Source organism: Pseudomonas sp. P867 (genome assembly GCF_019891455.1).
Classification (GTDB): Bacteria; Pseudomonadota; Gammaproteobacteria; order Pseudomonadales; family Pseudomonadaceae; genus Aquipseudomonas; species Aquipseudomonas synxantha_A.
The window spans coordinates 103,950-117,465 of record NZ_JAFLXB010000015.1; the positions used below are offsets into that span (position 1 = coordinate 103,950).

Annotated in this window: 10 protein-coding genes; 1 reads left to right on the forward strand and 9 read right to left on the reverse strand. The window is 63.1% G+C overall.

Annotation, left to right across the window (positions count from 1 at the left end; translation table 11 throughout):
- Positions 1–60: 60 nt before the first annotated feature.
- Genes J1G33_RS23450 through J1G33_RS23460 form a run of 3 tightly spaced genes read right to left on the reverse strand, consistent with a single transcriptional unit; the run spans position 61 to position 5,527 of the window.
- Positions 61–654: a glutathione S-transferase gene (locus tag J1G33_RS23450; protein WP_103734988.1), complete on the reverse strand. Its 594-nt coding sequence runs from the start codon at positions 652–654 to the stop codon at positions 61–63.
- Positions 651–4,289 carry an AAA family ATPase gene (locus tag J1G33_RS23455; RefSeq protein WP_223018857.1) on the reverse strand — a complete coding sequence of 1,213 codons (3,639 nt, stop codon included), beginning with the start codon at positions 4,287–4,289 and terminating at the stop codon, positions 651–653. The genes J1G33_RS23450 and J1G33_RS23455 overlap by 4 nt, the downstream gene beginning before the upstream one ends.
- Positions 4,286–5,527, reverse strand: a complete 1,242-nt coding sequence (locus tag J1G33_RS23460; protein WP_078821214.1) for an exonuclease SbcCD subunit D C-terminal domain-containing protein — start codon at positions 5,525–5,527, stop codon at positions 4,286–4,288. The genes J1G33_RS23455 and J1G33_RS23460 overlap by 4 nt, the downstream gene beginning before the upstream one ends.
- Before the next feature lie 282 nt (positions 5,528–5,809).
- On the opposite strand from J1G33_RS23460, the gene J1G33_RS23465 reads away from it, so the two are divergent.
- Complete coding sequence (locus J1G33_RS23465; protein WP_347709545.1) at positions 5,810–6,319, forward strand: hypothetical protein; 510 nt, start codon at positions 5,810–5,812, stop codon at positions 6,317–6,319.
- A gap of 139 nt (positions 6,320–6,458) precedes the next feature.
- Here J1G33_RS23465 and J1G33_RS23470 read toward each other — a convergent pair whose 3' ends face one another.
- The 6 genes from J1G33_RS23470 to J1G33_RS23495 are packed head-to-tail and all read right to left on the reverse strand — an operon-like array spanning position 6,459 to position 13,301.
- On the reverse strand, positions 6,459–8,099 hold the full coding sequence (locus J1G33_RS23470; protein ID WP_032880828.1) for a BatD family protein: 1,641 nt from the start codon (positions 8,097–8,099) through the stop codon (positions 6,459–6,461).
- A complete protein-coding gene (locus J1G33_RS23475; RefSeq protein ID WP_078821215.1) occupies positions 8,096–9,835 on the reverse strand; it encodes a tetratricopeptide repeat protein in 1,740 nt (579 codons plus the stop codon). Before J1G33_RS23475 ends, J1G33_RS23470 begins: the two co-directional genes overlap by 4 nt.
- Positions 9,832–10,920 carry a VWA domain-containing protein gene (locus J1G33_RS23480; RefSeq protein ID WP_032880830.1) on the reverse strand — a complete coding sequence of 363 codons (1,089 nt, stop codon included), beginning with the start codon at positions 10,918–10,920 and terminating at the stop codon, positions 9,832–9,834. Before J1G33_RS23480 ends, J1G33_RS23475 begins: the two co-directional genes overlap by 4 nt.
- On the reverse strand, positions 10,913–11,407 hold the full coding sequence (locus J1G33_RS23485) for a DUF4381 domain-containing protein (RefSeq protein ID WP_017136650.1): 495 nt from the start codon (positions 11,405–11,407) through the stop codon (positions 10,913–10,915). The genes J1G33_RS23480 and J1G33_RS23485 overlap by 8 nt, the downstream gene beginning before the upstream one ends.
- A complete protein-coding gene (locus tag J1G33_RS23490) occupies positions 11,404–12,336 on the reverse strand; it encodes a DUF58 domain-containing protein (protein ID WP_005787858.1) in 933 nt (310 codons plus the stop codon). Before J1G33_RS23490 ends, J1G33_RS23485 begins: the two co-directional genes overlap by 4 nt.
- A gap of 5 nt (positions 12,337–12,341) precedes the next feature.
- Complete coding sequence (locus J1G33_RS23495; protein WP_005787860.1) at positions 12,342–13,301, reverse strand: MoxR family ATPase; 960 nt, start codon at positions 13,299–13,301, stop codon at positions 12,342–12,344.
- Positions 13,302–13,516 lie beyond the last annotated feature (215 nt).

The window sequence follows — 13,516 nt, forward strand, 5'->3', positions numbered from 1 at the left end:
ACCTGTGACTGACCCACCGCTATCGGGAGCAAGCTCCTCCCACATTTAGTCGAGTAAGACTCAGGTTTTTGCCATCACCGCAATAAACAGCGGTGATTCCAGAAACCGTTGAAGCCACGCCTGCAACCGGTAGTACGGCGTCCCCGCAAACCACTCGCGATCCACATGGGCAAACTGCCTTACAAAGGGCACCAGCGCCGCATCTGCCAGGCTCAGGTGATCGGCAAGCAAATACTCCCGCTCTGTCAGCAAACCCTCCAGCTTGCGCAAAAACACCTCGCCCTCGGCCCGATAATGTTCCATCGGTTGCTCCGGGTAGCGTTCGGCGTACTTGTATCGATTCAAGTGATGTTTGAACACCTGATCGTTCTCGCTGATCAGCGCCAATACCGCAGGCTCACCCTGCAACAACCAATCCTCGGGATCGTGCTGTGCCAGCGCCCACTGCATGATCTCCAGGCTTTCTTCGATCACTCGGCCCTCGACGCTCAACACCGGCACCGTGCCCTTGGGCGACAGCGCCAGCATCTCGGTCGGCTTGGCTTTCAGGCTCACTTCGATAATGTCCACCGGCACGCCTGAATAGCGCAGCGCCAATCGCGCCCGCATTGCATAAGGGCAGCGCCGGAACGAATACAGCAGCGCCTGGCTCACTTGACCTCCAGGGTGCTCAGGCCATTGCCCTGGCGCTTGACCTGGATTTGCACCGGGATACGCTCGTGCATTTCCTGAACGTGAGAGATCACCGCCACTTTGCGGCCCTGAGCCTGCAAACCATCCAAAGCGTCCATGGCCAATTGCAGGGACTCGGGGTCGAGGCTGCCGAAACCTTCATCGATAAACAGCGACTCGATCTTCAAGGTGCTTGAGGCCATGGACGCCAGGCCCAAGGCCAGCGCCAATGACACCAGGAAGGTTTCGCCACCGGACAGTGAGTGTACCGAGCGCAATTCGTCACCCATCTCCGTGTCCATCACCAACAGCCCGAGCATACTGCCGCCGCGTTTAAGCCGGTAGCGGCGCACCAGTTGGCGCAACTGCACGTTGGCATGGTGCACCAGCAAATCGAGGTTGTAGGCCTGGGCGATCTTGCGGAAGGTGTCGCCGGTGGCCGAACCGATCAACGCATTCAGGCGCGCCCAGCGCTGCCATTCTTCATAGGCCTTGGTGATCTGTTCGGCCAGGGCCTGGTTGGCGTCCTGGCGGCGTTGATCTTCGGCTTGGCGGGCGCGCAGTTCGGCGCACTGCTTCTCGCCTTCGGCCAGCCGCTGATTGAGCGCCGCCAGGGTGTGGTCCAGTTGATCGGCGTCGAGATTGCCGTTGTGCAAGGCCTGGTGTTCGGCCAAGCGCTGTTCGCGCTCTTGCAGCAGCACCTTGGCTTGTTCGACAGTTTTTTCGCTGCTGTTCAGGTCCTGGCGTAGCTGCGCGATCTGAGCCTCATCGAAGGCTAATAAACGTGACAGGCCCTGGTTATCCAGATCGGGGTGCAGCGTGCGCCATTCATTGATGCGTGTTTCAAGCGCTTGTTGTTCCGCTTGCAGCGCGTGCTGGCGGTCCTGCTGGGCCTTAAGGTCAGCAGCCAGTTGGACCAGGGCCGTGTGCACGGTGTGCAGCTCGTGGTTGGCGTCGGTCTCGCTTTGGCGTGACTGCGCGACGGTCTGCTCCAGTTGCTGCTGCCAGTGTTCGGCGCTGGCGTGGTCGCCCAGCAAGGCGCTGAGTTTTTCTTGAACAGCTTGTTGCTGTGAGGCCACTTCGGTGACTTGCAGCGTGAGCGCGTCGAGCTGCTGCTGGCGATGTTGCTGGTGGGTCTGCTGTTTCTCGATGGCCTGCTGGCGCTCCTGCTGCTCGGCCAGTTCATCGCGCTGATGGCCCAACTGCTCAAGGCGTTGACTGACCTGCTGGTCGAGCTGCATGAAGGTCGCCGCAGGCGCACTGCGCAAGCCCTCCAGGGTTTGGGTGGGCAACAGGGTGGCGAAGGTGGCGAGTTCTGCGTCGAGGCGTTCGCGGTCCTTGGCCAATTCCCGTTGCTGGTCCACCAGCAATTGCCGGGCTTGTTGGCTGGCCTCCTGGGCGGCTTGCAATTGCTGCTGAAGGCGCCCGGCGTTTTGTTGCAGGTTGAGCAGGGCGTCCTGGCGTTGTTCGTCCTGAGTGAGGCTCTGGGTCAGTTGGGCCAGTTGCTGAGCCAGCCAGCCGCTGCGTTTGGCCGCGTCCTGATTGAACAACGAGGCGGACAGCGAATGGGCCTCCAGGCTCTGTGCCAGGCCTTGCTGTTGTATCGCCAGCTGTTCCTGTTGGCGCAGGAACTCCTTTTGTTCGGCGATCAGTCCACCGACTTCACCGCGCAGTTCGTTGAGTTTTTCCTTGAGGTCGTCGACCGCCTTTTGCGCCGTGGCTTCTTCGTTCTCGTCATGGCGACCCAGGCTCTGCAACAGGGCTTCGGGCTGGTGATACGGATGCTCGTGGCTGCCGCACACCGGGCAGGGCTGGTCATCCTGCAATTGCGCGCGCAACTCTTCGACGCTGGCACTGCGGGCCAGGCGCTGACGTTCCAGCAGTTGCTTGGTCACCGTCAGGGTTTGCTCAGCCACGCTGAGTTCGGCCTTGGTTTGCAAACCGCTCTGGTTCAGTCGCTCGCGGCGTTGCGCGGCATCGGCGAGTTGTTGTGTCAGCGCGCCTGTCTGTTGATCCAGTTGCTGCTGGCTGTCCCACAAGCGGGCCAGGTCTTCGAAAGCACGCTGTTGCTTGCGATTATCCTGCAGCAGGCTGGCCAGCAACTGAATTTGCTCGGCCACCGCGTGGGGTTCGGCACCGGCTTCCTGATAGAGCAGGTCGAGGGCTTCGCGCTGTTGGGTGAACTGATCGGCGGCGGCGCTGGCACGCTGTTCGAGTTGCGGCAGTTCGGCCTCGCCCTTGTTGAGGCGATTGCCGATCACCATCAGCTGTTGCAGACGGTCGCGGTAGGCGTTCCAGGCTTCGCTCAGCGGGGCAAGGGCGGTGCTGTGCTCAAGCTCGGCAGCCAGGCGGTGCAGGCGCTCGGCGACTTGGGTTTGCGTGTCTTGCAAACCCTTGAGCAGGGCGTGGCCTTCGTTGCAGGCGCTTTGCTGTTGTTGTTTTTCTTCGCTGCGCTTGGCCAGTTCCCGGGTCAAGTGGGCGAGGGTGTTCTGTTCTTCAACGGCCTGGCGCAGCAGGGGAGCCGCCTCGGCCTGGTTTTTCAGGGCGTCGGCCAGCGCCGCTTGGGCGGCCACTTGCTGTTGTTGCGCCTGGTCCTGGCGGGTATGCAGGGCGACTTGCTGCTCAAGCTGTTGCTGAATCTGTGCCGCGAGTGGCGTCAGCAGGGTGCCGAGTTCAGCCTGGCGCAGGAAGTGATGACGTTGCGGTGCCAATTGCTCCAGGCGATTGAGGTCCTGGCGTTGCGGGCCTTGGCTGTCCCACTGCTGCTGGGCCTGCTGCAGTTGTTCGACGGCGCTGAGCTGGCGCTCTTGCCACTCACGCAACTCTTTAAGCCAGGTGTGCTGCAACTCCAACTGCTTGAGCTGGGCCTGCTGGGTCTTGAGTTGTTGCTGGGCCTCGGCCAACTGTTGATCGAGTTCGGCGCGGGCTTCAGGTGCCAAGGGCACTACGCCGGTGGCCTGGTCTTGCAACTGTTTGTGGGCGTCCCTGGCCTCCTTGGCCTTGTCGAATGCACGTCGCCCCAGTTGGGTGTACAGCGCGGTGTCGGTGAGCTTTTCCAGCAGTTCGCTGCGCTCATTGTCATTGGCCTTGAGGAAGGCGCTGAACTCGCTTTGCGCCAGCAACACCGCACGGGTGAACTGCTCGAAGTTCAGGCCCAGGGCCAGCTCAAGCTGAGTCTTGTATTCGGTTTTCTGGCTGGCCAGCAGTTGCTCGCTGTCCAGGTCGATCAAGCTTTGCCGGCTGTTCTGCAACTTGCCGCTGGCCTTGTCGCGGGCGCGGTTGGCTTCCCAGCGCGCACGGTAGCGACGGCCACTGACGCCGACGAAATCCACTTCGGCATAACCGCCGCCGGTGCCGCGCCGAATCAGCGTGCGCGGATCGCCGATGGAGATATCGGTGTCGGCGTCCGGCATCTTGGCCTGGCCGGTATCGCCCAGGCGCGGCACCGCGCCGAACAACGCCAGGCACAATGCGTCAAGCAGCGTGCTTTTACCCGCGCCGGTCGGCCCGGTGATAGCGAACAGGCCCGCACTGGCCAGGGGCTCGGCGGTGAAGTCGATCTCGAACGGCCCGGCCAGGGAGGCGAGGTTTTTCAGGCGGATAGCGAGGATCTTCATGGCTGTTCGCCCTCCTGTTGCACTTCCTGGAGCAGCACGGCGAAATCCTTCAGGGTTTGTTCATCCACTTCGCTGCCATAGCTGTCCTGCCAGGCACGGCTGAACAATTCCTGGGGCGTGAGCTGGTCGAGTTCGATCAAGCGCTCATCGTCGCTTTCGCTGTTGCCGCGCTGGCCGGCGTATTCGGCGGCGATGCGCACCAGGCGTACGGCCTTGCCTTGCAGGGCGGTTTCGATCTGCTGGCGCAGGTCTGGCTGTGGTTCGTCGAGGCGTACCCGCACTTCCAGCCAAGGGTGACGTTGGGTTTCGGCCAGCAGGTCGATGTCCGGCAGGTCGCGCAGCTGCTTGAGGATGTCCGCCAGCGGTGCGGCTTCCAGACGTTGCAGGTTGACTGAACGGGGGATCAGCAGCGGTTCGACGCCCACCAGCCGTTCACCCTGGAACGTCACGTCGAGCACCTGATGCTTGTAGCCAATCTCGGAAAACGACAGCGGAATCGGCGAGCCGCTGTAGCGAATGCGCTCTTCGCCATTGACCTGTTGCGGCTTGTGCAAATGGCCGAGGGCAACATAGCCGACGGTTTTGTCGAACAGGCTGGCCGGCAGTGCCTCGGCATTGCCGATGATCAGGCTGCGCTCGGAGTCTTCCGATACCGACCCCCCGGCCATGTGCGCATGACTGATGGCTATCAGTGCCTGGCCTTTTTTGCGTTTGGCATTGGCGGCGGCGATCAGCCATTCATGCACCTGGCCGATACCCCGCAAGTAGTCGTCTCCCAGATGCGCACCGGTAACTTCCGCCGGGCGCAGGAATGGCAGCGCCAGGCACCAGGCGGCAATCTTGCCTTTGGCATCCGGCAAGGGGATCAGCAGGCGTTCGGCGTCCAACTGGCCATCGTCGAGCCACAACACCCGGCCCAGGGCATGAGTGCGCAGGCGGCGCATCAATGGCGCGGGCAGCTCGATACGCGAGCCGGAGTCATGGTTGCCGGCGATCATCACAATCGTCAGCGTCGGGTTTTGCTCGTGGGCGCTGATGATGAAGTCATACAGGCGTTCCTGGGCCTTGAGCGGCGGGTTGACCGTGTCGAAGATATCGCCAGCGATCAACAGCGCATCCGGGCGCTGGGCCTTCAGTTGGCCCAGCAGCCACTCAAGGAAACAGGCATGTTCGAAGTCGCGTTCCTGGCCGTGGAGGTTTTGGCCCAGGTGCCAGTCGGAGGTGTGAAACAGACGCAAGGCGAACTCCGTGGAGAAGATGAAAAGGAGGGGAGTTTACCTGTAAACACGCACACAGTGCCTGCCAGTGGCCCAGACCCGATATAGCAGAGGACTTGCCCCGATGACGGTGAATCAGATATGGATTAATTGGCTGATCCACCGTTATCGGGAGCAAGCCCCCTCCCACAGGGGTTATGGGTGTTGACGGGGTTGGGGGGGCAGGCAGGCCATTGCGCGGGCCATGTCGCGTTGGGCGCCAGCCGTGGGGAACGGTTGGGCAGGGGAGGACCACACACTCACGTGGACGCCTTAATTAACCTTCGGAATCAGAGACTCACCATGACAGTTTCAATAAATGCATCCCCTATTAGTCCTTTTCACGTGATGCCTCAGCAGGTGGACCCTGAAAAAACCTCACCCTCGTCCAGCCATCGGCAAGCGCGAAGCGCTGAGGCCCAAGCCGGCGCCCCTCACGCGCGTCCTTTCGGTGGAGTGACCGACCGGCAACTGATAGGGCTGGTCCGCGACCACTTTCGCGAGTTCGCCGCCGGGGCGACAGACAGCTACGTAAACTTCAATGAATTGAAAGAAGCGGCCGGTCTGATAGCCAGCGACAGGTCATTTTCTCCAGAGGCACACCACACGGCACTGGAGTTGTTGTCACGCCCCGAACTGCTGCGCAAGCTGGATATCGGCATCAGCTTCTTTGGTGGCCCCGGCAAGGAAGATGGCCGGTTCGATATGGATAACCTGAACTATCTGTACAAATTCCCCCATCGTGAATGGAAGGTGCCGCGCCGTAATCACTAACATCCAGATGGATGTCGAACAGGCGACACAGGGCAACTGTGGGAGGGGGCTTGCTCCCGATAGTGGTGGGTCAGTTAAAGATGTATCAACTGAAACTCTGCCATCGGGAGCAAGCCCCCTCCCACATGAGTTTGCGGTATTACTTGGGATACAACGGCGGCAAGCTGGTGGTGTCGGTCGCCGGGTCCTGCTCGCGTTCGGCCACGGGGATGGCCTTGATCGCACGCCACAGGTCTTCACCCAGCCAGTACTGGCCGCTTTCGCTGTACAGCGCGCCGTTCAAGCCATCCAGGGCATCTGACAATGGCACAAACCGCGCCGCCATGTCGGCCAGGGTTTCCGGCTGTTGACGCGCCCAGGCATCGAGGGCCTGGCGGGTGGCTTGCGGATCGTTGGCCTGGGTGGCGCGCTTGAGGTCGTCGAGCAGGGTGCGCGGGCTCGGGCCGGTTTGCGCGGCGCGCTGTACGGCCGGCTGCCGACGGGCGCGCCACCACAGGCCGAAGCCCAGCAACGTGGTGCATGCCAGGATCAGTGTGCTCAGTTGCCACAGCCACAGGCGCTCATCGTCGGGTGCAGTGATGATGGTCGGCGTGGCGGGTGCGTCCACCACCAGGCTGGGATTGACCGCCACTTGCACAGTGCGCGCCGGCAGGCTGGTGCGTTCCAGGTGATCTTCGTGGGTGTTCCACCACACCACTTCCACCGGCGGCAGTTCCAGCTCGCCGGCGCGGGTTGGCACCAGGGCTTCGCGGTCTTCACGGCTGCCGATCAGGCCGCGGTCGCTGGTCTGGTTGCCCAGTACCGGTTGGTCCGGGTAGCGGCGCAGGCCGTTGACGTCGGCGCTGGGCAGCGCCGGCAACTGTGCGCTGGATAAGCCCTCGGCCTGCACGGTGAGGCTGCGAGTCAGAGAGTCGCCGACCTGCACGTGGTCCGGCGTAGGGTTCCAGCCTTCGCTCAGGGTCAGGCTGCGCGCCGGCAGCCAGGGAGCGTCGGCGGGGTAGAGGTCCGGCTTGGGTTTGATCGTCAACGGCAGGGCCGCAGAGCTGACGTGGATCATCTTGCCCGGCTTGGTGCCCTGCAGTGTGTTTTCCTGGGGTGGGCGCGATTCGACCAGGGTAGCGCTGAAGGTCTGCGCCGGAATCACCACCGTGCCGCTGTGCTGCGGGTAGACAGCGTAGCGGGTCTCGATCACGCCATGGCGGATGCTGTTGATGACCTTCTCATAGGTACGCGACTCGCCCAGTTGTTCGACACGTGCATCGGGAATCTGCAAGGGCGTGAGGCTGCTGTCGTCATACAGCGATACCGAGTGGTACACGCGTACGGTCAACAGCGCTTGGGCCTGGACGTACACGGCGGTCTGGTCGAGGTTGGCCTCGATAAATACTGGGGCCAGCTCGGTGCTGGTGTTCTGGCTGGCGGTTTCGACCACTTGCAGGGTGATCGGCTGGGTCTTGAGTGCGCCCACTTGCAACGGCGGGATGATCACGTTGCCGTTTTCCTTGGGCAGCAGGGTGATGATCCAGCGGGTGGTGGCGTGGTTATCGCCGCCCAGGGTGGTGAGCTGGTTGATCTGGCGGGTGCCGCTGACTTCAAACTGTGCGTCCAGGGGCGACAGGTCCGGCTTGCCGAATTGGGTTACATCGCTGGACTCCACCGTCAGCTCCACCGTTTCCCCGGAGTTGAGGCGGTTACGGTCAACGCTGGCAACCAGGTTCGCCGCCTGGGCGTGGCCTGCCGACAACGCGAGCAGAAGCAAAAGGGTGGTGCGGCGGCTCATCGAGTCGTGTCCTGATGTTGTTGCTGTTCGTACCAGAATTTGCGCCGCAGCAGCTCACCGGGATTGTCCGGGATCTCTTGCAGCCATTGCTCCAGCGCCTGGCGGCGCTCACCTTCAAGGCGGGTGTCGACAGGGCGCAGGGGCGGCGTGGTGGTGTGCTCGTCGCCCAGTTCGCTGCCCGGCACTTCATTGTGGCCTGGCTGTGGGGTGGCGCCGGCCTGAGTTTCACCGCTGCTGGCTTCGCCCTGGCCCTGGGGCGATTGTTCGCCGCTCTGGCCCGTTTGCCCGCTGGCCCCCGGTTGCGCAGTTTGGCCGGGTTGGGGGCTTTCGTCATCTTCGTTTTTTGCAGGCTGGGTCGGCTCGGGCTCGGCTTGCTCTTGCATCAGGGTTTCAACCAGGGCCTTGTTTTTCAGCGCCGGTTGCAGATCGGGCTGGGCTTCCAGGGCTTGCTCGTAGGCGTCGATAGCGGCTTCAAGTTCACCGGCTTTGGCCAGGGCATTGCCTCGATTGTAGTGGGAATAGGCGTCGTTGCCCTGGGCAAAACGTTTGATCGCCTCGGCGTAATTGCCGGCTTCGTACAGGGCTACACCTTGCCATTGCGGGTCTTGAAAGTGTTCGGCGGCTTCGGCTGGGCGCTTGTGCTTGAGCAGGTATTGACCTTGCTGGTCGGGGCGCAGCCACAGGTCCTGAAGGCCAAAGGCGTAACTGGGTTGTGGCGCGCCCAGCAACAGCAACGGCAGGCAGAACAGCCAGCCGCGACGCCCGGCGCAGGCGGCCAGCAGTAACAGCGGCAGCAGCAGCCAGTAACCCTGATCGGCCCAGGTGTCCAGGTGCAGCACTTGGCCGTCGTTGCGCAGGGCTTGTACGCTGTCGAGCATACCCAGTTGGCGCAGGTCCTTGTCATCCAGGCGCGCTGCACGGTAGCGGCCACCCATTTCACTGGCGAAGGCCTTGAGCGTCGGGCTGTCGAGGCGTGGCACCAGGATCGCGCCCTGGTCGTCCTTGAGGAACTCGCCGCTTTCCTGGGTCACCGGTGTGCCTTCACGGCTGCCGATGCCGAGGATCGACAAGGGCGGTGCCTGGGCGCTTTGCAGTTGCAGGCGGATGCCCTGGCGCTCCTGTTTCGACAGCGAGGAGCCGATCAGCAGCAGGCGCCCCTGGCCGAGCCCGCCTTGCTTGAGCAGGCCGAGGGCTTTTTCCACGGCCAGATCGGCGCGATGGCCGGGCTCGGGCATGATCGAAGGGCGCAGGGCCTCCAGCAGATTGCGGCTGGTGGCCAGGTCGTCCGACAGCGGCACCAGCGTATGGGCGCTGCCCGCATACACGACGATGGCGGTTTGCGCATCGGTGCGTGCTTGCAGCAGGTCATACAGCTTGCGCCGCGCCTGCTCCAGGCGGTTGGGCGGGCTGTCGGTGGCAAGCATTTCCGGGGTCAGTTCCAGCAGTACCACCAGCGGGTCAGCGGGTTTCTGACTGGGCTGTTCAACCCGTTGCCAACTGGGCCCCAGCAACGCCAGCACGGCCAACAGCCAGGCGATGCCCAGCAGCACCCACGGCGATTTGCTCTCGCGGCCGTTGCCGCCACTGAGCAGTACGGCATGGAAGGCCGGTGGCAGGATCATCTGCCAGCGGCCGGCGCGCTTTTGTCGGTGCCACAACTGCCACAGCAACCAGCCGAGCAGCGGCAGCAGCAATAGCCACCAGGGCCGGAACCAGTGCGGCCACAGGGCGATCATCGACGTCTCCGCAAACGCAAGCGCTTGAGGCGCTGGCGCCATTCAGGGTGTTGTTGCAGGAAGATCCCTTTGCTCGACAGCTTGTTGAACCCGCGTTGCAAGGCGTTGTTGGGCCAGCGTTCCTGGATCACCAGCAACAGGCTCAAGATCAGCGCCAGCGCCAGCGGGCCGCTGTACAACGCCTGGGCCGGTCGCGCTTGGGTGGGTTGTTGTTCGACGGGCTCCAGGGTGTCGAGGGTCTCCTTGATCTGCTGCAGTTCCTCGCCGTCATGGGCGCGGAAATATTGACCGCCGGTGGCCTCGGCCATCGCCTTGAGCGCCGGCTCGTCGAGGTCCAGGCTCGGATTTACGCCGAGAATGCCCAGGGAACCGGTTTGCTCCGGGTCGGCGCCAATGCCGATCGGGTAAATCTTCACGCCTTCTTCGGCCGCCAGTCGCGCTGCCGTCAACGGGTCGATCTGCCCGGCGTTATTGGCGCCGTCGGTGATCAGGATCAGCACACGGCTTTGCGCCGGGCGTTGGCGCAGGCGTTTCAAGGCCAGGCCAATGGCATCGCCGATGGCGGTGTTCTTGCCGGCAATGCCGATACGCGCTTCGTCCAGCCAGGTACGTACGGTGCGCCGATCAAAGGTCAGCGGTGCCTGCAGGTAGGCTTGAGTACCAAACAGGATCAAGCCCACGCGGTCACCTTCGCGTTCTTCAAGAAAGTCCCCGAGCAGGTGTTTGACCAGGGCCAGGCGACTCACGTCCTCACCCTGCCAGTGCATGTCGGGGAAATCCATGGAGCCTGACACGTCGACCGCCACCAGCAAGTCCCGGCCACTGGCGGCAATTGGCAAAGGCTCGCCCAGCCATTGCGGGCGTGCGGCGGCAGTCAACAGCAGCAGCCACAGCACCACGAAGGGGGCCTGCTGGCGCCAGCCTGGCAGGTTGGCGCGGGCGCGACGGCGGGCCAAGCCTTCGAGGTCGCTCAGGTAGCTGACTTTCAATGCCGGTTCGCCGCTGTCGGCCACGGGCAGGATCAGGCGCATCAACCAGGGCAATGGCAACAGGGTAAAGATCCACGGCCAGGCGAACTCAAACATGTTTGCGGATCCAGGTGTCGACAGCTTGAGTCAGGCCGGCGATAGCTTTGTCGTCGAGTTTGCATTCGGGCTTGTAGGCGCCTTCCACCAGTACCATCCAGCGCGTCAGGCCGGCGGCGGGGCAGCGGTTGTCGAGGAAGGCCAGCCATTTGCGGCCGTTGAGGGTATGGCTCTGGCTATACGGGTAGTCGTTACGGCACAGGCGCTTGAGCAGGCCGTTGAGTTGTTGCAGCCAGGCACCTGCGGGCGCGCCGTCGTAGGGCTTGGGCATCAAGGCCAGTTCGGCGAGGGCGGCGATGCGCAGCGGGTCCAGCGGTTGTTCGGCGCGGGCCACGGGGCGGCGGGTTGGCAGGAAGCGGCGCAACCACCACAGGCCCCAGCCGAGCAGCGGGATCACCAGCAGCAACAGCCACCAGCCGGGCGCAGGCGGCCAGAAGCCGATGGCCGGCGGCGCGATCAGCGGTTGCAGTTGGTCCAGGCTGCTCATTGTTTTTTAACCGGGCGTTGCGGGTTGAGGTACTCGCGCAATTGCTCGACCATTTCACTCTGTGTGCTCAACGGCATCAACAGCACCCGCAGCTTTTGCGCGAGCCGTTCCCAGCGGGCGATACGTGCTTCGGCCTGGGCTTTGTAGGCCTGGCGCAAATCAATGTTCAGGGTGTCCAGTTCCAGCTGTGCGCCGCGTTCTGCGAAGCGCAGTAACCCGGCGGCGGGCAGGGCGTGATCAAGCGGGTCGGAAATGGGCAGCAGCAACAGGTCGCAATGTCGCGACAGCAGGCTCAGCTGTTGCTCGGCGCTGTCAGTCAGCGCCCGTTCATCGCAGATCACAATTCCCAGGCTGCCCGGTCGCAACACTTCACGGCCACGGCGCAAGGCCATGCCCAGGGCGTCAGCTTCGGGGCGGCTTTCGGTGTTCAGGCTCTGGTTGACCCGCACCAGGCGGTTAAGCAGCTGCAACAGGCTTTGTTTGCTGCGTCGAGGCTTGATTTCGTAGTGCTCGCTGTCGCCGAACACCAGTCCGCCGACCCGATCGTTATGCCCCAGGGCCGCCCAGCCGATCAGGCTGGCCGCTTGTGCGGCGAGCACCGACTTGAACATCTGCCCCGAGCCGAAGAACAGACGGCAGCTTTGCTCCACCATGATAAAGATCGGCCGTTCGCGTTCTTCGTGGAACAACTTGGTGTGCGGTTCCTGGGTGCGCGCTGTCACGCGCCAGTCGATGGTGCGCACGTCGTCGCCCGCCTGGTACACCCGCACCTGATCGAAGTCCACACCGCGCCCGCGCAGCTTGGAGTGGTGCAGGCCGATCAACGGGCTGCGCTGGCCGGGCGTGGAGAACAGCTGCACTTCGCGCACGTGGTGACGCATCTCAATCAGTTCACTGAGGGTTACGCGTATACCATCGCTGGCGTTCATCGGCTTCAAGCGACGGCAACAACGTCAAGAATGCGTTGCACCACGCGGTCCTGGTCGATCCCGGCAGCTTCGGCTTCGAACGACAGGATGATGCGGTGACGCAGCACGTCGAACAGCACCGCCTGGATATCCTCGGGGCTCACGAAGTCGCGACCGGCCAGCCAGGCGTGGGCGCGGGCGCAACGGTCCAGGGCGATGGAGCCTCGGGGGCTGGCGCCATAGGCGATCCACTCGGCCATTTCCGGGTCGAACTTGGAAGGCGTACGCGTGGCCATGACCAGTTGCACCAGGTATTCCTCTACCGCATCGGCCATGTACAGGCCAAGGATTTCCTTGCGGGCGGCAAAGATCGCCTGTTGGCTGACGCGCCGCTCGGGCTTGGTTTCGCCATTGAGCGCTTCGCCGCGGGCCTGCTGAAGGATGCGCCGTTCGACGGCGGCGTCCGGGAAACCGATCTTCACGTGCATGAGGAAGCGGTCGAGCTGGGCTTCGGGCAGAGGGTAGGTGCCTTCCTGCTCGATGGGGTTCTGCGTGGCCATCACCAAAAACAGCGGCGATAGCTCGTAAGTGCTGCGGCCCACGCTGACCTGGCGCTCGGCCATCGCTTCAAGCAAGGCCGACTGGACCTTGGCCGGGGCGCGGTTGATTTCGTCGGCGAGCACCAGGTTATGGAATATCGGCCCCTGCTGGAACACGAAACTGCCGGTTTCCGGGCGATAGATCTCGGTGCCGGTGATGTCGGCGGGCAGCAGGTCGGGGGTGAACTGGATACGATGGAACTGCGCTTCGATGCCTTCGGCCAGCTCCTTGATCGCCTTGGTCTTGGCCAGCCCCGGTGCGCCTTCGACCAGCATATGGCCGTCGGCGAGCAGGGCGATCAGCAGGCGATCGATGAGTTTTTCCTGGCCGAGAATCTGCGTAGAAAGAAAGGTTCGCAGCGCAAGCAGCGCTTCACGATGTTCCATCGATGACGGTTCCTGGAAAGATGAGCCTGATGGTGGAGCGCGAGCGCCAGGCTTGGGAGGCTTACTTTAATGCATCGAAGGGGGTGACGACTAACGACGTCACGGGTATTTTCAGAAAAACTTGTAGGCTTTTGGTGTGGGAACACGGTCAATGTGGGAGGGGGCTTGCCGCCGATGCCCGTGTGTCGGGCACCGATGTATTAACTGGCCCGCCG